At 59.8% G+C, this 21,956-nt stretch carries 20 protein-coding genes; 12 read left to right on the top strand and 8 right to left on the bottom strand.

All coding sequences use genetic code 11. From position 1 onward, the window contains the following. Positions 1–9 precede the first annotated feature (9 nt). Positions 10–1,065 carry a branched-chain amino acid ABC transporter permease gene (locus tag Q6L55_05510; GenBank protein MEN9258173.1) on the bottom strand — a complete coding sequence of 352 codons (1,056 nt, stop codon included), beginning with the start codon at positions 1,063–1,065 and terminating at the stop codon, positions 10–12. A 123-nt stretch (positions 1,066–1,188) separates the two neighbouring features. Between Q6L55_05510 and Q6L55_05505 the strand changes: the two genes are divergently transcribed. From Q6L55_05505 to glgP, 4 genes are read left to right on the top strand one after another with little or no spacing between them, the layout of a single operon-like run. Then, positions 1,189–2,085 (top strand): metal ABC transporter substrate-binding protein, encoded by an 897-nt coding sequence (locus Q6L55_05505; GenBank protein ID MEN9258172.1) that lies wholly within the window; start codon positions 1,189–1,191, stop codon positions 2,083–2,085. Further along, a complete protein-coding gene (locus Q6L55_05500; protein MEN9258171.1) occupies positions 2,082–2,780 on the top strand; it encodes a metal ABC transporter ATP-binding protein in 699 nt (232 codons plus the stop codon). Before Q6L55_05505 ends, Q6L55_05500 begins: the two co-directional genes overlap by 4 nt. Next, on the top strand, positions 2,768–3,607 hold the full coding sequence (locus tag Q6L55_05495) for a metal ABC transporter permease (GenBank protein ID MEN9258170.1): 840 nt from the start codon (positions 2,768–2,770) through the stop codon (positions 3,605–3,607). The genes Q6L55_05500 and Q6L55_05495 overlap by 13 nt, the downstream gene beginning before the upstream one ends. 46 nt (positions 3,608–3,653) lie before the next feature. Then, positions 3,654–6,209 (top strand): alpha-glucan family phosphorylase, encoded by a 2,556-nt coding sequence (gene glgP, locus Q6L55_05490; GenBank protein MEN9258169.1) that lies wholly within the window; start codon positions 3,654–3,656, stop codon positions 6,207–6,209. Here the strand turns inward: glgP and surE are convergent. Beyond that, a complete protein-coding gene (gene surE, locus Q6L55_05485; protein ID MEN9258168.1) occupies positions 6,206–6,895 on the bottom strand; it encodes a 5'/3'-nucleotidase SurE in 690 nt (229 codons plus the stop codon). The genes glgP and surE overlap by 4 nt on opposite strands. Beyond that, positions 6,882–7,268: a DUF4346 domain-containing protein gene (locus Q6L55_05480; GenBank protein ID MEN9258167.1), complete on the bottom strand. Its 387-nt coding sequence runs from the start codon at positions 7,266–7,268 to the stop codon at positions 6,882–6,884. The genes surE and Q6L55_05480 overlap by 14 nt, the downstream gene beginning before the upstream one ends. A 57-nt stretch (positions 7,269–7,325) precedes the next feature. Between Q6L55_05480 and Q6L55_05475 the strand changes: the two genes are divergently transcribed. Further along, entirely contained in the window at positions 7,326–8,354 is a 1,029-nt protein-coding gene (locus tag Q6L55_05475; GenBank protein ID MEN9258166.1) for an ABC transporter permease, read from the top strand. On the opposite strand, the gene Q6L55_05470 is transcribed toward Q6L55_05475, so the two are convergent. Genes Q6L55_05470 through Q6L55_05460 form a run of 3 tightly spaced genes read right to left on the bottom strand, consistent with a single transcriptional unit; the run spans position 8,351 to position 9,272 of the window. Further along, positions 8,351–8,677 (bottom strand): ferredoxin, encoded by a 327-nt coding sequence (locus Q6L55_05470; protein ID MEN9258165.1) that lies wholly within the window; start codon positions 8,675–8,677, stop codon positions 8,351–8,353. The two genes, Q6L55_05475 and Q6L55_05470, sit on opposite strands and share 4 nt — an antisense overlap. Further along, positions 8,677–9,063: a DUF1257 domain-containing protein gene (locus Q6L55_05465; GenBank protein ID MEN9258164.1), complete on the bottom strand. Its 387-nt coding sequence runs from the start codon at positions 9,061–9,063 to the stop codon at positions 8,677–8,679. The genes Q6L55_05470 and Q6L55_05465 overlap by 1 nt, the downstream gene beginning before the upstream one ends. Positions 9,064–9,074: 11 nt before the next feature. Next, a complete protein-coding gene (locus Q6L55_05460) occupies positions 9,075–9,272 on the bottom strand; it encodes a DUF2997 domain-containing protein (protein MEN9258163.1) in 198 nt (65 codons plus the stop codon). 132 nt (positions 9,273–9,404) lie between these two features. Between Q6L55_05460 and Q6L55_05455 the strand changes: the two genes are divergently transcribed. From Q6L55_05455 to ileS, 6 genes are all read left to right on the top strand, one after another. Next, complete coding sequence (locus Q6L55_05455) at positions 9,405–9,548, top strand: DUF3285 domain-containing protein (protein MEN9258162.1); 144 nt, start codon at positions 9,405–9,407, stop codon at positions 9,546–9,548. 40 nt (positions 9,549–9,588) lie between these two features. Beyond that, on the top strand, positions 9,589–10,749 hold the full coding sequence (moeB, locus tag Q6L55_05450; GenBank protein MEN9258161.1) for a molybdopterin-synthase adenylyltransferase MoeB: 1,161 nt from the start codon (positions 9,589–9,591) through the stop codon (positions 10,747–10,749). A gap of 6 nt (positions 10,750–10,755) precedes the next feature. Next, on the top strand, positions 10,756–11,799 hold the full coding sequence (gene gmd, locus Q6L55_05445; protein MEN9258160.1) for a GDP-mannose 4,6-dehydratase: 1,044 nt from the start codon (positions 10,756–10,758) through the stop codon (positions 11,797–11,799). Positions 11,800–11,867: 68 nt separating this feature from the next. After that, entirely contained in the window at positions 11,868–13,361 is a 1,494-nt protein-coding gene (locus Q6L55_05440) for a PAS domain S-box protein (GenBank protein MEN9258159.1), read from the top strand. Beyond that, positions 13,337–15,595 carry an EAL domain-containing protein gene (locus Q6L55_05435; GenBank protein ID MEN9258158.1) on the top strand — a complete coding sequence of 753 codons (2,259 nt, stop codon included), beginning with the start codon at positions 13,337–13,339 and terminating at the stop codon, positions 15,593–15,595. The genes Q6L55_05440 and Q6L55_05435 overlap by 25 nt, the downstream gene beginning before the upstream one ends. A gap of 623 nt (positions 15,596–16,218) precedes the next feature. After that, positions 16,219–19,032: an isoleucine--tRNA ligase gene (gene ileS / locus Q6L55_05430; GenBank protein ID MEN9258157.1), complete on the top strand. Its 2,814-nt coding sequence runs from the start codon at positions 16,219–16,221 to the stop codon at positions 19,030–19,032. Here ileS and Q6L55_05425 read toward each other — a convergent pair. After that, complete coding sequence (locus Q6L55_05425) at positions 19,029–20,822, bottom strand: proline--tRNA ligase (GenBank protein ID MEN9258156.1); 1,794 nt, start codon at positions 20,820–20,822, stop codon at positions 19,029–19,031. The two genes, ileS and Q6L55_05425, sit on opposite strands and share 4 nt — an antisense overlap. Positions 20,823–20,865: 43 nt before the next feature. Between Q6L55_05425 and Q6L55_05420 the strand changes: the two genes are divergently transcribed. After that, complete coding sequence (locus Q6L55_05420; GenBank protein MEN9258155.1) at positions 20,866–21,519, top strand: RibD family protein; 654 nt, start codon at positions 20,866–20,868, stop codon at positions 21,517–21,519. Here the strand turns inward: Q6L55_05420 and Q6L55_05415 are convergent. Continuing rightward, positions 21,506–21,919 carry a hypothetical protein gene (locus Q6L55_05415; GenBank protein MEN9258154.1) on the bottom strand — a complete coding sequence of 138 codons (414 nt, stop codon included), beginning with the start codon at positions 21,917–21,919 and terminating at the stop codon, positions 21,506–21,508. The two genes, Q6L55_05420 and Q6L55_05415, sit on opposite strands and share 14 nt — an antisense overlap. Positions 21,920–21,956 lie beyond the last annotated feature (37 nt).

Here is a 21,956-nt window from a genome sequence, read left to right as displayed (position 1 = left end):
GGCAGTTGTTCAATGGAGAATCAGCTCTTCTTTTTTCCCCAGCAGCCCCTGGGGTCGCCACACCAGCACCAGAATCAGCAGCAACCCGATGACCATCACCCGCAATGCCCCCAGGCGCGCCCCATCCAACGGCAGCAGCACCGGCAGCACAAAACGGGTCACTGAGTCGTACAGCCAAAAAATCAAGGCCCCCAGTAACGTCCCGGCGTGGTTGCCACCCCCCCCAATAATCACAATCATCCAGGCCTGAAACGTGATCAAGGGCACGAAGGATTCTGGGTTGATAAAGGTCAACTGCCAAGCATAGAAGGCACCGCTCAAGCCCCCAATCATTCCCCCCAACACCAAACTGTGGAGCTTGTAGATGAAGACGTTTTTGCCCAGGGCCTGTACCGCCACTTCGTCTTCGCGAATCCCCTTGAGCAGACGGCCCCAGGGGGAATGGCTCAACCGCTCCAGCAACAGAAACGTCCCGACCAGGGCCGCTGCCAACAACACCAGCAACCGCACCTTGTAGTCCCCCTGAGCCAAAGCCACCAAGCCCGCCCCATAGAGCGCTATCACCAACGCCATCGCCGTCCCGGCCAAGGCCCGCTGCAAGCGTAAAGGCACCCGCCAGCCATAGCTCAGTTGCCGCAAGCTCACGCCAAACAGCACCGTCCAGAGCACCACCGCCAGCCAACGACTCCACTCCCCTTGCCAGGGCAACGGATAGCTGAATAACCCCAGGGGCCCCCGGGTCAACCACTGCTCGTTGAGGGCCACCAAACGCAGCAGTTCCGACACACCAATGGTGAGAATCGCTAAGTAGTCTTCCCGCAACCGCAGGGTCGTCAATCCCAGGATGAGAGCCAACAGACTGGCCAACCCGATCCCGACAACCATCGCCCAAAACCAGGCTACCCCCTGCAAGGTCAACAACACCGTGGCATAGGCCCCTAGGGTCATAAACGCCACATGGCCGAAATTAATTAGCCCTGTTACCCCCCACTGCAAATTCAACCCCAAACTAAACAGGGCAAAAATCCCCGTGTTCAAGGCCAAAAAAATGAGATAGTTGACCATGCCACTCCCATCGCCACCCTCCCATTCTAGCCCGCTCTCCCCCCGCCCCAAATCATGAAAGGATTGTGAAAAATAGCGCTGACTTGTGGTAGACTGGGAATCATGAAAGGATTATGAAAGGGGATGCGACGGCTGGCTGGGTTAGTGGGGTTATGGGTGTTGGTGGGGGTGGCGGGATGCGGGGCGCCGGCAGCTCAGGAACGCTTGGTGGTGGCGACGTTCACCATTGTGGCGGATATGGCCCAGCAGGTGGGGGGGGAGCGGGTGCGGGTGGAATCCCTAGTGCCGCCGGGGGTGGAGATTCACGGCTACGAACCGACGCCGCGGGGGATGGCCCGGCTACAGCAGGCGCGGTTGATCCTGGAAAACGGGTTGGGTCTGGAGCGGTGGGTGCAGCGGTTAGACCAGCCGTTACGGTCGGTGCCCCGGGTCACGGTCAGCGCCGGCATTACCCCGATTTTCCTGGCACCGGACCAGCCGGACCCCCATGCTTGGCTCTCCCCCCGACTGGCCGAGGTTTATGTGGAAAACATCCGCCAGGCCCTGAGTCAAATAGACCCGGCGAACGCCCCTTGGTATCAGCAAAATGCTCAGCGGTTGCAGCAGCAGTTTCGGGCCTTTGACCAAAAGTTTCAGCAGTTGACGGCGGTGATTTCTCCCCAGCAGCGGTATTTGGTGACCTGCGAGGGGGCGTTTTACTACTGGGCGCGGGACTATGGCTGGCAGCACCTGTATCTGTGGGCAAGCAACGCCGATCAGGAGGGCACGCCTCAACACATTGGCCGGGTGATAGACCAGGTGCGGGCGCGGCAAATCCCGGTGGTGTTTTGTGAAAGTACGGTGAATCCTCAGGTGCAACAGCAGGTGGCGCGGGCAACGGGGGCGCGTTTTGGGGGGATTTTATTCGTGGATTCTTTGACGCCGCCGAATGGGCCGGCCCCCACTTACCTGGAATTGCTGGCCCATAACCTGCGCACGATTGCCGAGGGTTTTGCTGTGTCGCTGGAGAACAGCCCATGATTGTCCTGGATGGCGTGACGGTGACCTATGGCAACCACTTGGCCCTGCGGGATGTGCATTTACGGGTGCCGCCGGGGGTGGTGCTGGGGTTGGTGGGGCCAAATGGGGGGGGAAAGTCCACCCTGCTGAAAGCGATTGGGGGATTGGTGTCACCCTGGCGGGGGCAGGTGCGGGTTGGGGGGATGCCGGTGGAGGTGGTGCAAAAGCGGGGTTGGCTGGCTTATGTTCCCCAAACGGAACCGGTGGATGGGCCTTGCCCGCTGACGGTGCAGGAGGTGGTGATGATGGGGCGCTACGGCCACCTAAACGGGCTACGCCTGCTAGGCCCCCGGGACCGCCAAGTGGTGCAAGCTAGTTTGCAGCAGGTGGGGTTGTGGGCATGGCGGCACCGGCCCCTTGCGGAACTGTCGGGGGGACAACGCAAACGGGTTTTTCTGGCGAGGGCGTTGGCGCAACAGGCCCCGGTTCTACTTTTGGATGAGCCGTTTAACGGGGTGGATGGGCCGACGGAACGGGTGCTGGTGCAGTGGCTGCGGCAAGGGCGACACCGGGGCCAAACGGTCCTGATCGCCAGTCATGATAGGCCCATGGTGGCGGCACTCTGTGACCGGGTGGTGCTGCTCCAACAGACGGTCCTGGCCGATGGGACGCCAACCGATCTCCAACCGGTGTGGGAGAGCCTATGGGCGGCCTAGCTGTGGGGCAGTGGTTGCTGGAACCTTGGCGGTATGACTTCATGGTGCAGGCCCTGGCGGTGGGGGCGCTGGTGGGGCTGGTGTGCGGGGCTTTGTCCTGTTTGGTGACGGTGCGGGGGTGGGCGCTGTTGGGGGATGCGGTGAGCCATGCGGTGACGCCGGGGATTGTCCTGGCCTATGGATTGCGCTGGCCGCTGGTGCTGGGGGCGCTGGGGTTTGGCCTGGGGGCGGTCTGGCTGATGGGCTGGCTGCAACAACACACGCGGCTTAGGGAAGACACGGTGATTGGGGTGGTGTTTACGGGGTTTTTTGCCCTGGGGCTGGTGCTGGTTTCCCGCACACCGGGGTCGGTGGAGTTGCAACACGTTTTGTTTGGCAACCTGCTGGGGATGGGGGCGGCTCAGGTCTGGCAGACGGTGGTCATCGGTGGGGTCACGCTGGGGATCGTGCTGGCGCGTCGGCGGGATTTGTTGCTGTGCTGTTTTGACCCGGTTTATGCCCGCACCATTGGCCTACAGGTGGAGCGGCTGCAGTACCTGTTGCTGACGCTGTTGGCGCTGACGATTGTGGTGGCGATGCAGGCGGTGGGGGTGGTGCTGGTGGTGGCGATGTTGGTAACGCCGGGGGCGACGGCGGCTCTGGTGACTAGAGGGTTTGACGCTATGGTGCTGGGGGCAATGGGGGTTGGGGTGGCCGCCAGTGTTCTCGGAACCTACACCAGCTATTACCTGGATGCGTCCACGGGGGGCTGTATTGTCTTGGCCCAAACGCTGCTGTTTTTCGGGGCGCTGGGTCTAAAGGGGGTCTTAAAAATCGGGCGGTCTTGACGGGGGCTGGCTAGACTAAAAGCAGTCGCGCGCGGGTGGAACAACCATGCGTCCTGTTCGCACGTTTAAGGTTTCGCCGAGTTTGCCGCCGGTGCTGGAACCATTGCGGGCCTTGGCCTACAACCTGTACTGGGACTGGAGCGATGAGGTCAAGGAATTGTTTCGTCGGTTGGACCCGGAACTGTGGGAAAGCAGCCGCTATAACCCGGTGTTGATGTTGGGGACGATTAGCCAGGAGCGGTTGCAGGCGGCGGCCCAGGATGATGGGTTTTTGGCCCACTTGGAACGGGCACAGCAGGAGTTCGAGGGCTATCGGCGGGAACGTACCTGGTATGAGCGTCAACGCGGCCACCCCAAGGATTGCTATGCCTACTTTTCGGCGGAATTTGGCTTGACGACGGCGCTGCCAATTTACTCGGGGGGGTTGGGGGTGCTGGCGGGGGACCATCTCAAGTCCGCTAGTGACCTGGGACTGCCTTTGGTGGGGGTAGGGTTGCTCTACCAGCAGGGCTATTTCCAGCAATATCTCACCCCGGATGGCTGGCAACAGGAGCGTTACCCCATCAATGACTTCTACAATTTGCCGCTGCAGCTGGAGCGTCGCCCGGATGGGTCGGAGTTGCGTATTGAGGTGATTTTTCCCCAACGGGTGGTCTATGCCCGAATTTGGCGGGTGGATATTGGTCGGGTGCCCCTGTATTTGCTCGATACCAACATTCCCCCCAATAATCCCTACGACCAGGACATCACGGACCAGCTCTATGGCGGTGATATTGACGTGCGCATCCACCAGGAAATCCTGTTGGGGATTGGGGGGGTCAAGGCGCTGCGGGCGTTGGGGCTGCGACCTTCGGTCTATCACATGAACGAGGGACACTCGGCCTTTTTGTCCCTGGAACGGATGCGGGAACTGGTGGAGGAACAGGGGTTGGATTTTGCTGCAGCGAAGGAGGCGGTGCGCGCCAGCCAGGTCTTTACCACCCACACACCGGTGCCGGCAGGCATTGACCTGTTTCCCCCGGACAAAATCCTGTATTACCTCGGGCGCTACCGGGAAATTTTGGGTCTGTCGGAGCAGGAGTTTCTTTCTTTGGGGCGGGAACACACGGGGGATTTTCAAGCCCCCTTCAACATGGCCATCTTCGCGATTCGCATGGCCGGCTTTGTCAATGGGGTGAGTCAACTGCACGCCCGGGTCAGCCGCCAGATGTTCGGTTCGTTGTGGGGACCGACGCCCCAGCACGAGGTGCCGATTCACGCCATTACCAACGGGGTGCATGCCCGCAGTTGCGTCGCCCCGGTTATGCAAAATCTCTACCAGCGCTATATCGGACCGGACTGGTGGGCCTTGTCGGCGGATGCCCCGGAATGGCAGCGGATAGATACCATCCCCGACGAGGAACTCTGGCGCATCCATGACCGGGCCAAGATGCAGATGATCCTGCACATCCGGGAGCGGTTGCGGCGGGCGCTGGAGGAACGGGGGGCTTCCCAGGCAGAAATCCGCAAAACCCGGGAGGTGCTGGACCCGGAAGCGCTGACGATTGGTTTTGCCCGGCGGTTTGCCACCTACAAGCGGGCTACGTTGTTGCTGCAGTCGCCTGAACGGTTGCTCAAGTTGCTTTCAGACCGGCAGCGCTCCATCCAGTTTATCTTTGCCGGTAAAGCCCACCCCAAGGACCACCCCGGCAAGGAGATGATCCGCGCCATTGTGCACTTTGCCAAAGAACACGGCCTGGAGCGGCAAATCGTGTTTGTCCCCAACTACGACATTCACCTGGCCCGGTTGATGGTGGCGGGGTGCGATGTCTGGTTGAACACGCCCCGACGACCGCGGGAGGCGTCCGGCACTAGTGGCATGAAGGCGGCTATGAACGGGGTCCCCAGCCTGAGCACGCTCGACGGGTGGTGGGCGGAGGCGGATTACGTTAACACTGGCTGGCCCATCGGTCGCGGTGAGGAATACGCCGATACGGCCCTACAGGACGAAATCGAAGCTAACGCCCTGTATCAAATCCTGGAGGAGGATGTGGTGCCGCTTTACTACCAACGGGACCAGGAGGGTTTACCCCGGGAGTGGATAGCCAAGATGAAGGCGGCGATTCGCCTGAATACTCCCCGGTTCAACACGGAGCGCATGGTGCGGGAGTACGCGGAACGGGCCTATTTCCCGGTGAGCGACCGGGGGTATCAGCTGGCGGAGCAAAACTACGCTAAGGCTAAGGCGCTGGCGGCTTGGAAGGCCCGGGTTTTCCAGCACTGGTACGACATCAAGATTTTGGAGGTAGTGGCGGAAGCGCCCAAGGAGGTGCGGGTCAACGAACCGATTGCCGTCACGGTGCGCCTTGACCTGGGGGTGTTGCAACCGGAGGAGGTGCAGGTGCAGCTCTACCAGGGAACGGTGGATGATAGCGGGCTAATTCCCGTTGGTGAGGTCACCCCCATGACCTACCAGGACCGGCAGGCGGATGGGAGTTGTTGCTACCGGGGCGAGGTGCGCTATGGCAGTAGTGGGTTGCAGGGGTTTGCCGTGCGCATCCTGCCGCGACACCCGGACATGAGCGACCCCTTTGAATTGGGATTGGTGCACTGGAGCAGTTAGCACACCCGTATTTGGCTGATGGCAATCTGGCCCCCTAAACACACGGCCACGTCGCTACAGGGGTCGCTGGGGCGCTGGTGGTACACCCCCTGGTAGAGGTAACCGGTCGGGGTGAGGGCGTACTGGATGGGCAACGGCTGGGTACAGGGGGAACAAAACACCATCTCCGGCTCGGGGCTGTCGGCGTCGAGGTGGGGAAAGTTGACGTTCCAAAAACTGCCGGGTTCGGGTTTCTGGAGCAGTAGGGTCAAGACTTGCTCTAACCAGTGCCGGGTGCGTTCCCAGTCCACCGGTTGCCCCCGCCGTTGGTACTGGGATAGGGCAATGGCCGGAATCCGATGCAAGGCGGCTTCGCGCACGGCGGCTACGGTCCCCGAGGCGTAGATGTCCACCCCCAAGTTGGCGCCCTGGTTGATGCCAGCGATCACCCACTTGGTTTGGGGTTGCCAGTGGGCCAGGGCCAAGCGCACGCAGTCCACGGGGGTGCCCTGGACGGCATAACAGTGGGGCTGGGGTTGGCTGACGGGAATGGGTTGTCGCGTCGTGATCTGATGCCCACAACCGGACCACTCCTGCACGGGAGCCGCCACCAGCGCCTGGGGCAAAACCTGCCGCAACACCTGTAACCCTGGCGCATCAATGCCGTCGTCGTTGGTGAGTAGAATCTGCGGGTCAGTCCTGGACATAGGGTTTGCCCTGCACCAGGGCCATCTCTGCCCGCATCAGTTCCCGCCCGAGGTATGCCGCGTGGCTGAGTTGGCTCACCGGCTGAAACTCCGTGCATTGCTCAAAAATCTGGACGCAGAGTTCCTTGGCGGTGCGGCCGCGAAAGACGTGGGCAGGTTGACGGGGTGGTCCTCCCCGCGCCGGAATGGGTTTGCCGGTCTCCGGGTCCACCGCTAAACCCCGCTCGTTGATCACATTCGTAAACCACTTGGCGTAAATGTAGCCTTCTTGGGGGTCTATGTAGATAATGAAATAACCCGCCGGGTCGAGGTCGAGGTGCCGTTTGGACAGGTTTTCGTCAATCAACCGGATTTGATCGGCCCAGTTGGTCATGGTTTGCAGGTGCATCCGTGCACTATTTTTCTATTGTGACGGCTGGAGGGGACAACTGTGGGGCGCTGGCAACGTTTGCGCGATTACTTACTTTTGCGTCTGTTGTTGGCACCGCTGATGCTCTGGACGGTGGTGACGGTGGTGTTTCTGCTGCTGCGGGCTACGCCTGGGGACCCGGTGGATGCCATTTACGGCGGGCGGGCGCCGGCGGTGGTGAAGGAGGCCTTGCGGGTGCAGTTGGGTCTGGACCAACCCTTAGCGGTGCAATACCTGCGCTATCTGGGGCAACTGTTGCGGGGCGATCTGGGCACCTCCTTGAGCGAACCGGGCCGACCGGTGACCGATATTATCGCTGCCTATTTGCCGGCGACGGTGGAACTGGCCCTAGCTGGCTTTCTGGTGGCCATGGTCATCGGTTTGGGGTTGGGGGTGGTGACGGGCAGCAGTGCACCGGGCAGTCCCCTGGCCATCGGCGGCAAGTTGTTTAGCATCATTAGCTATGCCGTGCCCCTGTTCTGGTTGGGGATGCTGTTGCAACTAGGGCTGAGCGTGGCCTGGGGGTGGTTTCCCCTAGGAACACGGTTTCCGGTGCAGGAAGCACCACCGGCTGGCCCCACCGGGTTGTACATCCTCGATAGTCTGCTGGCGGGGAACTGGCGACAACTGGGCCTGGCGCTGCATCACCTGGCCTTACCAGCCCTGACATTGGGGATAGTCATCAGCGGTGTCCTGGAACGGATGATGCGGGTGCAGGTGCGAGCAAGTTGGCAAGGGGATTACGTGGAGGCGGCACGGGCGCGGGGCATTCCCCAGCACCGGATTTTCCAACGCCATGTGGTACCTAACGCTCTGATTCCGGTGGTAGCTCTGCTGGGATTGACCCTGGCGTCCCTGTTGGGGGGGGCCATCGTCACCGAAGTAACCTTCTCCTGGCCGGGGCTGGCCCAACGTCTCTACGAAGCCATTAACCTACGGGATTATCCCACTGTGCAGGGTATTGTGGTGTTTCTGGGCGTGGTGGTGGTGGTGCTCAGCATCGCCGTGGACCTGGTTACTGCCCTACTCGACCCCCGCATCGAACTTTAGCTGGCGCTCCGTTGCATGGCCCGGGGGTAGCCTACCGGTAAAAGCTTTTGCTGAGCGCGGGCTGCCTCTAGCCGTTGCAGGTCCCGGTAGCTCACCCAATGGATACAGTCCACCGGGCAAGTGTCTATCGCTTCTTGAATCAAATATTCCGGGTCCCCGTCTTGGTTGATCACCCGAGAGCGGCCATAGTCCGGTTCGATGTAGAAGGTGTTGCGGGCCACATGGGCACAATGTTTACAGCCGATACAGACGGCCTCATCCACATAAACCGCCTTTTGCCGCCACTGCCCCCCTAGTTCTGGCTCGAATCCCGTCCGTTCCATCAGGCCGCCCAGCGTTGCACCACCAGCCGTAGCGAACCGTCACTGAGCTTTTGCGTTTCCGTCACCTGGAATCCCTGTTGCTGGGTCTGGGCCACCACCACCTCATAGGCGTATTGCTGGCGCACCTGCCGCAGAAAACCCTCCACGCTCAGGGGTTGTTGCCAGTAGTGCAAATCCGCCACCAAGTTGTACTGCTGGCCGTCCCACACAAACCCAATGTCGTAGCCGTTGGCTTGGGGAATGACGATCTCCGCCAACTGGGTTTGCCCCCGGTAGCCCCGCACCGGCAACGGCCCTGTTTGATAGGCGTAACCCAACCGCGTGAGGGCCGCTGTGAGCGCTTCTTTTTGCCGTAGGCTGGTTTGGATGGTGCTGAAGTGAGACATAAAAACCACCTTTAACGCACGTGGACATCCTGTTGCTGCGGCTGGGTGACGACCGTCTGGAAATACTCCGCCGTCCATTCCCGCTGGGTGACGACCCCCAACTGCTCCTCGATGGCCTGGGAAACCTGCATACAGGCTGCACCGGGAATCCCCTGCACCCATACCTCCACCCGACCGTCCGGGCGAATGACAAACTCTAGCGTCTCCATCGAGTCGCTCCCCCACCGAGTTACCTCAAATTGTAACGAACCCGAGATGGAATGACAGGGGCTTTGTAATTCTTAATAATGCCCGGCTAGGCTAGACTGGAAAGGACGAGGCGATAACGTACCCTGGGTTCTATGGTGGAAAAGCGTCCCCCCAGTTATGTACGGTTGGCGATGCGGAATATGGTGCGCCAAGGGCGTAAGTCCCTATGGCACTTTACCTTAACCAGTCTGGGATTGCTAGGGGTGCTGGTGGGCTTGGCCTATTTGACCCGTTGATTTATCCTATGAAAATTGGCGCGTTGGTGGTGGGCAAGGGATGACCGTGGAACTGACCCAGGCAGAATACGAACGGTATTCGCGACACCTGTTGTTGCCGGGGGTGGGGGTGGCTGGGCAGAAGAAACTGAAGGCAGCCAAGGTGTTGTGTGTGGGGACGGGGGGTCTGGGTTCGCCGGTGCTGTTGTACTTGGCGGCAGCCGGTATTGGCCGGATCGGTATTGTGGATTTCGATACGGTGGACATTTCCAACCTCCAGCGGCAGATTATTCACAGCGTGGACCGGGTGGGGCAGTCCAAGGCCCAGTCGGCCAAAGACCGCATCGCCCAGCTCAATCCCCATTGCCAGGTGGACCTGTATGAAACCCAACTGACGGCTGCCAACGCCTTGGACATTATTCGCCCCTACGACGTGGTGGTGGACGGGACGGATAATTTCCCCACCCGCTATTTGATCAACGATGCCTGCACCCTGCTGAACAAACCGTTTGTGTACGGTTCGATTTTGTGGTTTGAGGGGCAGGTGTCGGTGTTTAACTACCAGGGGGGGCCGACCTACCGGGATTTGTTCCCCGAACCGCCGCCGCCAGGGGATGTGCCCTCTTGCGCCGAAGGGGGGGTTTTGGGGGTGCTCCCGGGGGTGATTGGGGCGCTGCAGGCGACGGAGGTGCTCAAAATCATCCTAGGGATCGGGGAGACCCTGAGCGGGCGCTTGCTGATTTACGATGCCCTAAAGATGAAGTTTCGGGAGTTGAAGCTGCGGCCCCATCCCCACCGCCCGGTGATTAAAGAATTGATAGACTATGAGCAGTTTTGTGGGGTGACCCAGGCGCGGCAGCAAACCCAACAGATGCAGGCAGAAATCCCGGAAATCACGGTGCAGGAGCTGCACAGGTTGTTGACTACCCAACCGGAGCGGACCTTGCTGGTGGATGTGCGCAACCCCGGCGAGTACGAGGTGGCCCACATTGACGGATCGGTGTTGATTCCCTTGTCAGAGTTGGAGCAGGGGCCGGGTTTGGAAAAACTGCTGCAACTGTGGCGGGAGGACCAGCAATTGGTGGTGCATTGCAAGTCGGGTGGTCGGTCCTTGAAGGCCCTGCATTTGATCAAGCAAAAAACGGGCCGGGTGGGGATGAACGTCAAAGGCGGGATTCTGGCCTGGAGCCGGGAGATTGACCCGACTGTGCCGCAGTACTAGCAGGGGATGAAAAAAGCGCTGATTACGGGGATTACGGGTCAGGATGGTTCTTACCTGGCGGAGTTTTTGCTCCAGAAGGGCTATGTGGTGCATGGGATTGTCCGGCGGGCGTCCCTTTTTAACACCAGCCGGATTGACCATCTGTATCGGGACCCCCATGACCCCCAGGCGCGCCTGTTTTTGCACTACGGGGATTTGACGGATGGCACGGGCCTACGCCGCGTGTTGGAGCTGGTCCAGCCCGATGAGGTCTACAACTTGGGGGCACAATCCCACGTGAAGGTGTCGTTTGCCCAACCGGAGTACACGGCGGATGCGGTGGCCACGGGTACGTTGCGTCTGCTGGAGGCGGTGCGGGACTACGAGCAGACCTCAGGGCGACGGGTGAAGTTTTACCAGGCGGGTTCGTCGGAAATGTTCGGGGCCTCGCCACCGCCGCAGCATGAAAAAACGCCGTTTTATCCCCGTAGTCCCTACGCCGTGGCCAAGGTGGCGGCCTACTGGTTCTGCGTCAACTACCGGGAGGCCTACGGGATGTTTATTTGCAATGGCATTTTGTTTAACCACGAAAGCCCGCGCCGGGGGGAAACCTTCGTAACGCGCAAAATTACCCGGGCGGTGGGGCGGATCAAGGTGGGGTTGCAACAGGCGTTGTATTTGGGCAATTTGGCGGCCAAGCGAGACTGGGGGTTTGCGGGGGACTACGTAGAGGCCATGTGGCTGATGTTGCAGCAGCCGGAGCCGGATGACTACGTGATTGCCACGGGGGAAGCCCATTCGGTGCAGGAGTTTTTAGAAGCGGCCTTTGGCCTGGTGGGGCTGGACTGGCGGGATTATGTCAAAATTGACACCCGGTATTTCCGGCCAACGGAGGTGGACCACCTGTTGGGGGATGCCACCAAGGCCCGGGAGAGATTGGGCTGGCAACCGCGCTGCACGTTTCCCCAACTGGTGCGGATGATGGTGGAACATGATTTGGAATTGGCGCGCCAGGAGTTAACCCTCAGGGCTGCCGGTCACCGGGTGTACCTGCCAGGGTTGAGCGATTAAGGCCGGGCAGTATCCGTCTGTGCTATCGTGCAACCAATAACGGTTGACAAGGTCTAGCCCTCCCCCTGATGCACCACCAGTCCTCGGAAGCGGCATTACGGGCCATTGTCCAAATCCAAAATTGGTTGCTGGCTGCCGAAAACCCCCGCCTTTTGTATGACCCCATTCTCCAGGTGCTGGGGGAAACGGTGGGGGTGTCACGGGTGTATATTTTTGAGCATCATTGGGGGGGCCAGGGACAGGTGCTGGCATCCCAGGTGGCGGAATGGTGCGCGCCGGGAATCAAGCCAGAGCGCCATAATGCCCAGTTACAGAATTTTGATTACCGGGCTAATGGCTTTGACCACTGGCTGGCGACCCTACAGCGGGGGCAGGCAATTTACGGCGCTGTGGCCGATTTCCCCCCACCGGAGCGGGACTGTCTGGCGATGCAGGGCATTGTGAGTATCCTGGTGGTGCCCCTGCTAGCGGGTGAAGAGTTGTACGGGTTCATCGGGTTTGACGATTGCGTCCAGGTGCGCCAGTGGCAGACAACGGAAGCTCACCTACTGGCTTCGGTGGGGACCGCGGTGGCCCAAGCGCTGCGGCAATGGCACCTGAGACGGGCGTTGGGGGAAACTGAGGCGAAATACCGGCATCTGTTCGCGTCGGCCAGCGATGGGATTTTGCTCAGTGATGCCCAGACGGGGGAAATTCTGGAGGTCAATCCCCAGCTGGAGGCGTTACTGGGCTATCCCCCGGCGGAGCTGATAGGCCGTTGCCAGTGGGAGTGTCATCCCCCCTGGGAACAGGCGACGGCCCAGCGTGATTTCTGCCAGTGGGTGCAGGCCGGGGGGACTATGGCAGTATCGGCGCGGATGCAACGACGGGATGGACAGGTGATCCCTGTGGAAATTACGGCGCGGGTGTTGACCTGGCAGGGGCGACGGTTACTGCAAAGTGCGGTGCGGCCCAAAAACGATGACCAGGTTTTCTTGGAAGCGGTACCCCTGGGGATGGCTATTTTTCAGGACCGGCGGGTGCGGTTGGTGAATACGGCCCTGTGCCACATCCTGGGTTACAGCCGGACGGAATTGCTCCGCCTATCGCCTAAAGGTTTGCTGCGTTTGGTCCATGCGGCCGACCGTCGCAAGCTACGCCGAGCCTACCAGCGCTGGATACAGGGATGTGTGGACCGGGTCCCCGAGGAGTTGCGGGTGTGGCACCGGGACGGCGGATTACTGCATCTGGCCTGCTACGGTCAAGCCCTGGTGATCCGAGGTCAGCGGCTGCTGTACATAACGGTCCAGGATGTGACGGAAAAGTGGCGAATTAACCGGGCGTTGCGCCAGAGTCTGGAGCAGTTCCAGTTGGCTTTTGAGCGTTCCCCCATCCCCATGTCCATCACAGACACGGAGGGGCGCTTTCTGCGGGTGAATGCGGCGATGGGGCAATTGCTCCGCCAAGATACCGCGTCGCTGCTGTCGGAGGAGTGCGTTCACTTTATCCATCCTGAGGATCGGGGGCGGTATGGTATGTCACCGCTAATAACCGTTTGTTGGCCGGCAAAATTCCCCAGCTGACCCTGGAACTGCGCCTGCAACTGCCGTCCCAGGACCTGCGCTACATTCGCCTGAGTAAGGTGGCCATTGCTCGGGACTCGGCTGGGAGACCCCTCCTGTTCTTGTCCCAACTGGTGGACTTGACGGATCAGGTGGTGGCCCAGCAATCCCTCCAGGAAAGTGAAACCCGCTTGAAACTAGCGGCCCAGACGGCGGGACTCCTCATCTGGGAGTGGGATGTAGCCAAGGACATCATGGAAATTACCCGTTACACCCATGACCCTGGTTTGTACCCCCCTGACGAACCCCAGACCATGCGATTAACCGGTTCAGCGCCCCTGCAGCTGGTTCATCCTGAGGACCTGCCCCAGCTGCTTCGCATTCGGCAGCAGTATTTGCGGGGGGAGCGAGATAAGGCCAAGGAGCGGTACCGGGTGCGCACCGCTGATGGTAACTGGCGGTGGTTGCAGTCCATCAGTCAGTTATTGCGTGACGGCGAGGGACAACCGGCGCGGGTGGTGGGAGTATCCCTGGATATCACCGATCAAATGCATCTGCTCCAGACGCTGCAAGCTAGGGAAGAATGCCTGCGCACGGTGGTGACCCATCAAACGGAGTTGATTTATCGGGCCAGGGCAGATGGGGAGTTAACTTTTGTCAATCCGGCCTTTTGTCGCTATGCCGGACGCAGCGAAGCCCAGTTATTGCACCGCCCCTTTGTCCACCCATTTTGTGCAGAAGACCAACAACGGTTTTTAGCCCACTTGCGGTCGTTAACCCCCGATCGGCCTACCTTCACCCTGGAATGTCGGCTGGTGGGTCTGCCGGAGCAGTGGTACGAATGGACAGTACAGGGTTTTTTCGATGGTCAAGGAGGGTTGCAGGAAATCCAGGGGATTGGCCGGGACATCACCGAGAAAAAATTAGTCGAAGTGCAACTGCTACACAAGGCGTTCCATGATCCGCTCACAGGTTTGCCCAATCGCCGGTTGTTTTTGGAACGCCTGCTCCAGGCCCTGGCCCACTGCCAACAGGGGAGGTATCCACCCTTTGTCCTAGTTTTCCTGGACCTCGACCGCTTCAAGGAAATTAATGACCGCCTGGGGCATTTGTATGGCGATGAATTACTCGTCACCATTGCCCGGCGGTTGCAGTCTGCCCTACCGACAGGGGATATGGTGGCCCGTCTCGGGGGGGATGAGTTTGCCCTGATCCTCCATGCTTTGACCCCTGAACAGTTGCCCGGCCGCTTGACCCAGTTGCAACAGATCATTGCCCAACCCCTAACGCTAGCGGGGCAGATGGTTGCCGTGCAGGCCAGCATGGGTGTCGTTTACGGCCATCCCCACTACGAAACCCCGGAGCAAATGTTGCAGGATGCGGATAAGGCCATGTACCAAGCGAAAAATCAAGGCCGATCCCAGTGGGTGGTGTTTACGACGGACATGTACCGTTCCGCCCCTACCGATTCGGCCATTCGCACTGCCTTGGCGGAGGGACAATTGCAAGTGCACTATCAGCCGGTGGTGACCGTTGCCGATGGGCGGGTGTTAGGGGTGGAGGCGCTGGTCCGTTGGTATCACCCCCAACAAGGGATTTTGGCGCCGGACTCCTTCTTAGGGGATGTGGCGGCGGCGGGGCTGCTGGGGGAATTAGACTGGTGGGTGTTGACCACAGCTGTGACCCAAATGCAGCAGTGGCCGGCAGAGTGGATGCTGTTTGTCAATTTATCAACCTGTTCCCTCCAGCAGGCCGATTTTGCCGCTCGCTTAGCAGACCTACTCAAGGGCGCCGGATTCCCTCCCCAGCAGTTGCAGTTGGAAATGAACGAGGAGGTCATGATGCAAGCGGACCCCCGCTGGTTGCAAAGCATCCAGGACCTGGGCATCGGCCTCAGCATCCATGGCTGGGGTGGGGGAGCAACAGCTCAAGGGTGCCTATCCTGGGTCAAAACGTTGAAGTTCCATCCGGCCATCATCGCCCCCTTGACCAAACTAACCCACGCGCAACTGCTGGTGCAGGCCACGGTCCTGTTGGCCCAGAGTTTAGGCATGTGCACCATTGCCGTTGGGGTGGAAACGCAACAACAGGCTCACCTTCTCCAGGATTGGGGTTGTGATGGCTTACAGGGCTATTGGGTAGGTCCCCCCTTGCCAGCAGGGGAATTAACGGCCCGATTCGCGCTGGAAACAAAAAAGGCCCCCACAGGGACCACACCAGATCGTCAATCGGAGGGTTGGAATAGCTTACGCTAGAGCAATACAATAGCGCCAGTGACGCGGCAATTTCGTATTCCCAGCTACAAAAGTTAGTTGGGGCAGAGGGTGACCGAAAAAATCCGCTGGAATGAGCCATGGGCATAGCGTAAGGCAGCCGCCTTCCGGAAAGGACGGACGCCGGCTGGGCCATCGGGATAAACTTTCACCACCTAGTCAATAGGGTCCTGATTTGCGCCAACTGTTGGGTGAGCGTTCCCCCCCCACATAAACCCAATACTGACCAGGCTCGACCCACAGACCAGCAATTTCTTTCTGGGGTTCAAGACTGAAATAACGCAGGGCACAAGGGGAACTCCCCTGGGATAAACTGGTTGGCGCTGCTAGTAGTGCCTATAGCTAATAATCTCTTGACCATTTGCCCATGGTTGAACCTCCTTTGCACCGGTAGTTTTTGCCGAGAGTTGATTTCTTCCTGAAAGAAATATGCAAATATTTAATGGTTTGGTTCAGAGGTGAAAATATGGCATTTGTGGGGGGCATCCAGGGCCAATGGCCAGGAGATTCTGAGGGATCGGTGCTGCGGAGCATTTTTATCCCTGACCAGGGGGACCCGCCCCTCGTTAGAATGAAAAGATGTTGAGTGATCAGCAGCAGGGCCTATGACCGAACTGGGGGGGGATTACAAACACACGCTGAATCTGCCGCAGACGAACTTTCCCATGCGGGCCAATGCCACGGTGCGGGAACCGGAGATTCAAGCCTTTTGGCAACGGGAAGGGATTCCCCAGGCGCAAGACCCCCAGGCCCCCACCTTTGTCCTGCACGATGGCCCCCCCTACGCCAACGGGGATATTCACATGGGCACCACACTCAACAAAATCCTCAAGGACATCATTAACAAGTTCTATCGGCTACGGGGGTATTCCACGCCCTTTGTGCCGGGTTGGGATTGCCACGGATTGCCCATTGAACTGAAGGTGTTGCAGGAGTTGCCCGCCGAGGTACGGCAAAAACTCACACCCATCGAACTGCGCCAGAAGGCGAAAGCTTATGCCCTGGAGGCGGTGGAGCGCCAGAAACGGAGTTTTCAGCGTTGTGGGGTCTGGGGGGATTGGGAGCAGGCCTATCTGACGCTGGACCCGGCCTATGAAGCGGCCCAGGTCGAGGTGTTTGGGCAAATGGCGCTCAAGGGGTATATCTATCGGGGCCTGAAACCGGTGCATTGGAGTCCCAGTTCGCGCACGGCCCTGGCGGAGGCGGAATTGGAGTATCCCGATGGCCATGTGTCCCCTAGTATCTATGCCCTGATGCCCCTGACGGAATTGACGCCGGCAGCCCAAGCGGCAGTGGGGGATGGGGAAAGGCCATACCTGGCCATCTGGACGACGACGCCCTGGACGTTGCCGGGGAATCTGGCGGTGGCGGTGCATCCAGAGGTCACCTATGCCGTGGTCACCAGTGGGTCCTATCCCCCGGTAATCGTGGCGGCGGCGCTGGTGGAGAAATGGCAGGGGGTGGTGGGGCAGGAGGTGACCGTAACGCGCAGGTTTCCGGGCAAGGTGCTGGAGTTTTGCCACTACCAACATCCCCTGTTTGACCGGCAGGGCGTGGTGGTGTTGGGGGAGCATGTCACGGTGGAGTCGGGGACGGGACTGGTGCACACGGCGCCGGGGCATGGTCTGGAGGACTATCAGGTGGGGCAAAAGTACGGGTTGCCCTTGCTGTCGCCGGTGGATGAAGCCGGGTGCTTTACCCCAGAGGCGGGGGAGTTCGCCGGACTGTTTGTACTCCAGGAGGGTAACCAGGCGATTATCGAGGCGCTGCGGCAAAGGGGACTGCTGGTTAAGCATGAACCCTACACCCACAAATACCCCTACGACTGGCGCACTAAAAAACCCACAATTTTCCGGGCGACGGCCCAGTGGTTCGCTTCGGTGAGTGGGTTTCGGGAGTTGGCGTTGCAGGCGATTCGCCAGGTCCGGTGGATTCCGCCCCAGGGGGAAAACCGCATCACAGCTATGGTGCAAGAGCGGACGGACTGGTGCATTTCGCGACAGCGGGCCTGGGGGGTGCCCATCCCGGTTTTCTATGACATGGAAACGGATGAACCCCTGCTGAATGGGGAGACGATTGCCCATGTGCGGGACTTGATTCGCCAGCACGGTTCGGACATTTGGTGGACGGCACCGGTGGAGGAGTTGCTGCCCCCGGCCTATCGCCACAATGGGCGCACCTACCGCAAGGGCACCGACACGATGGATGTCTGGTTTGATTCGGGGTCATCCTGGGCAGCGGTGTTGCAGGCGCGGGGATTGGCGGACCAGGCGGATTTGTATCTGGAAGGTTCGGACCAGCACCGGGGATGGTTCCAGTCCAGCTTGCTGACCTCGGTGGCGGTGCGGGGAAAGGCCCCCTATAAACAGGTGCTCACCCACGGTTTTGTCCTGGATGAGCAGGGGCGCAAGATGAGCAAGTCCCTGGGGAATGTGGTGGACCCGCTGGTGGTGATCAACGGCGGCAAAAATCCCCAAACGGAACCGGCCTACGGTGCGGATGTGTTGCGCCTGTGGGTGGCTTCGGTCAACTACGCTGATGATGTGCCTTTGGGTCGCACTATTCTCAACCAAATGGCGGACATCTACCGCAAGATTCGCAATACGGCCCGTTTTCTGCTGGGGAATCTTTACGACTTTGACCCCCGGACGGAGGCGATGGCCTACGGTGAGTTGCCGGCGTTGGACCGCTACCTGCTGCACCGGTTGGCGGAGGTGGTGGAAACGGTGACCCAGGCGTTTGCCCAGTACGAGTTCTATCGCTTTTTCCAGACGATCCAGAATTTTTGTGTGGTGGATTTGTCCAGTTTTTACTTGGATATTGCCAAGGACCGGCTGTATATCAGTACGCCCAAGGGTTACCGGCGGCGCAGTTGTCAAACGGTGCTGGCGATAACGCTGGAGACATTAGCCAAGCTCATTGCGCCGGTTTTGTGTCATTTGGCCGAGGACATTTGGCAATTTATGCCCTATGACCCGGGGGCAAAATCGGTGTTTTTGACCCGTTGGCCGGAGGTGCCGGAGCAGTGGCGGCAACCGGAATTGGCCCAGGTCTGGGAGCAGTGGCGGGACCTGCGGGCGGAGGTGAATCGGGTGTTGGAGGGGGCGCGGGCGGCAAAAACCATCGGCTCGTCGTTGGAGGCGCAGATCATCCTGCGGGTTGGCGACCCGGAATGGTTGGCCCGCTTGCAGGCGCTCAATACCCCCAGCAACGGCGTGGACGAACTGTGCTATTTATTCCTGGTGTCGCAGGTGCGGGTGGAGCCGGGTGAACCGGGGCAGCGCTGGCAGGTGGAGATGCAACCGGCGGCCGGGCGCAAGTGTCAACGCTGTTGGAATTACTCGGAGCGGGTGGGCCAGGACCCCCAACATCCCGAGCTTTGCGAACGGTGTGTCCAGGCGCTGGCCGGGCAATTCTAGGGGCGTCGGGTCTGGAAAAAGGTGATAACGTTTTCCAGGGCCACCAATTCTGTCGCGTGGTCCTTGCGGGTAATGATTTCTACTTGGTTGTTGGCCAGGGAACGCCCCGGTACCACCCGGTAGGGGATGCCAATCAAATCGGCGTCTTTGAATTTCACACCGGCGCGCTCGGGTCGGTCATCCAGCAGTACGTCCATCCCGGCTTTTTGCAGGTCCTGGTAGAGCTTTTCGGCGACGGCGACCTGGTGCGCATCCTGCATGTTGGGTACGGAGATGATCACCAGATATGGAGCAATGGCGGGCGGCCAAATCATGCCATCGCTGTCGTGGGATTGTTCAACGGCGGCTTGGGCCAAGCGGGAGACCCCCAGGCCATAACACCCCATGACTAGGGGAACTTCCTGCCCTTGCTCGTTGGTGTAGGTGGCGCCCATGGCGGCAGAATACTTGGTGCCCAGTTGAAAAATATGTCCGACTTCGATGGCGCGGGCGCTGTGCAGGGTTTGCTGGGGGTCATGGAGGGCGCGGTCACCCGCCTGGGCTTTGCGCACATCTACGGTAGCCGTGATGGCCGGAAATTCCTGACCCCAGTTGGCCCCCACCCAGTGATAATCCACCCGATTGGCGCCGGTGACAAAGTTTTTGAGGGGTGCCACGGTTTGGTCCAGCAAACGTAGGAAGTGGGGGTAAATGTTGGGGTCTTTTTTGAGGTAGGTATCGGGTAGGTCCGGTCCGATGTAACCCCAGGGCAACGGTTGAGCTGCCCAGGCGTCTGGATGGTCTTGCTCGGCCGGCATCAGCTTCAAAACCCGCTGTCCCCCCAGAGTCGGTGCCCGGCGCGTGATTTCGTTGGTCAATTTCACCGCATTGACCTCCTGGTCGCCGCGTATACTCACCAGCACCAGCACCACAAGTCCCGTGTCCAAAATGGCCTGATACATCACATTTTTGACGACTTGGGTGGGTGAGCAATTCAGGTAGGCGCACAGGGCTTCGATGGTTGGGGTATGGGGGGTGTATCTTTGTTCGGCCTGGGTAAAGGGGGAGGGCGCCGGGTCAGGGGGCAGGGAAACCGCTTTTTCCACGTTGGCGGCGTACTGGCCATCTGGGGTATAGAGCACCTCGTCTTCCCCCGCTGGCGCTAGGACCATAAATTCTTGGGAAGCGGAACCCCCAATCGCCCCACTGTCGGCTTGCACCGGGCGGTACGCCAACCCACACCGCTCCAAAATACGGCAGTAAGCGTGGTACATCTTCTCATAGGACCGGCGCATGCCTTCCTCATCAGCATCGAAGGAATAGGCGTCCTTCATAATGAATTCCCGGCCCCGCATCAGGCCAAAACGAGGGCGAATTTCATCCCGAAACTTGGTCTGGATCTGATAGAGGTTCAGGGGCAATTGCCGGTAGGAGCGGATCAATTGGCGGGCGACATCGGTGATCACTTCTTCGTGGGTTGGTCCCAGGCCCATTTCCCGCTGTTGCCGGTCCGTCAGGGTAAACATAATCCCTTCGCCCTTGGTATAGGTTTCCCAGCGCCCCGATTCTTGCCACAAACTGGCGGGTTGCAACTGGGGTAATAGGCATTCCTGCGCGCCGGCGGCATCCATTTCTTCCCGCACAATCTGCATGATCTTTTGCAGCACCCGCCACATCAACGGCAAATACACATAAATCCCCGCACTGACCCGCCGGATGTACCCTGCCCGCAGGAGCAATTTGTGGCTGATAATTTCTGCTTCTGCCGGGTCCTCGCGTAGGGTCACCAGCAACAGCCGCGAGCAACGCATAGATTCCCTAGAATCAATATGGCTTTCTATCTTAACGTACCCCATGCGCCCCCAGATGACGGCAGTTCTGGCTATGACGGCAGACGGCAAAATTGCCGATGTACAGCGGGGTGCGGCTCACTTTGGTTCTCCCGCCGACCGGGCGCACCTGGAACGCCAAGTGGCCCACAGCGATGCAGTCCTCATGGGCGCTCAAACGTTGCGGGCCTATGGCAGTGGCATGTTGGTTCACAACGAAGCCCTGTTAGCTTGGCGCCAACGTCAGGGAAAACCCCCGCAAACCCTACACATCATTTGCAGTCGCAGCGGTGACCTAGACCGGGATATGGCCTTTTTTCGACAACCCTTGGCACGTTGGTTGGTGACGACCCAACTGGGGGCGCAGCGGTGGCAGACAGAGCCAGTCTTTGCCCGGGTGTGGTGGGATCAGACCTGGCTGGCGCTGCTGGCGGAATTTGCTGCCCTGGGGTTGCGCCGCATTGCTGTGCTGGGGGGGGGCGAGTTATTGGCGGATTTACTCGCTGCCGGGGTCATTGACGACCTGTGGCTGACTCTGTGCCCCCTGTTGGTAGGCGGTGCGACGGCCCCAACCCTCGTGGATGGCCCTGGCTTGCCCCAGCCCCTTGCCCTGGAGTTGCTCACTTGTGAACGCGTAGACCAGGAGTTATTTCTGCACTACCGGGTCAAATACCCGTGATCTCTTCTGCAAAAGTACAACGGATGCCCTGGTCTCGGCAGGTTTGGCGAATGAGTTTCTTGTTTTTAACCGGGCCAAAGAGGTGAATGCGCAGCCGGTGATGGGGATAAGCCCGGGCGTAGATTTGCACCTGCCCAATGGCCTGTTTCCACTGGCTGGCCCGCTTGACCTCGATGATTTCTGTGGGGGTGAGGATGTCAATACGGCCATAGGGGGTAGGTACTTCGGTCTGGCTACCGGGGATGGTGCGGGCCAGTTGGTCACGAATTAGGGATTCTGGGAATGGCTTAGGGGACGGTGGTGTCGTCAGGCGCCGAACAACTTGGCTGGCTAAGCGCTTATACCCCGGAGGTGCCAAAAGCCGTGCAATCTCTGCCCACACCCGCATCGCTGGTTCCATCGCATTTGCTCTATCATAAGGCAACAAACGGAGGGAA

Origin of the sequence: Gloeomargarita sp. SRBZ-1_bins_9 (assembly GCA_039794565.1) — a bacterium.
GTDB lineage: Bacteria > Cyanobacteriota > Cyanobacteriia > Gloeomargaritales > Gloeomargaritaceae > Gloeomargarita.
This window is presented reverse-complemented; position numbering and strand designations above follow the sequence as displayed.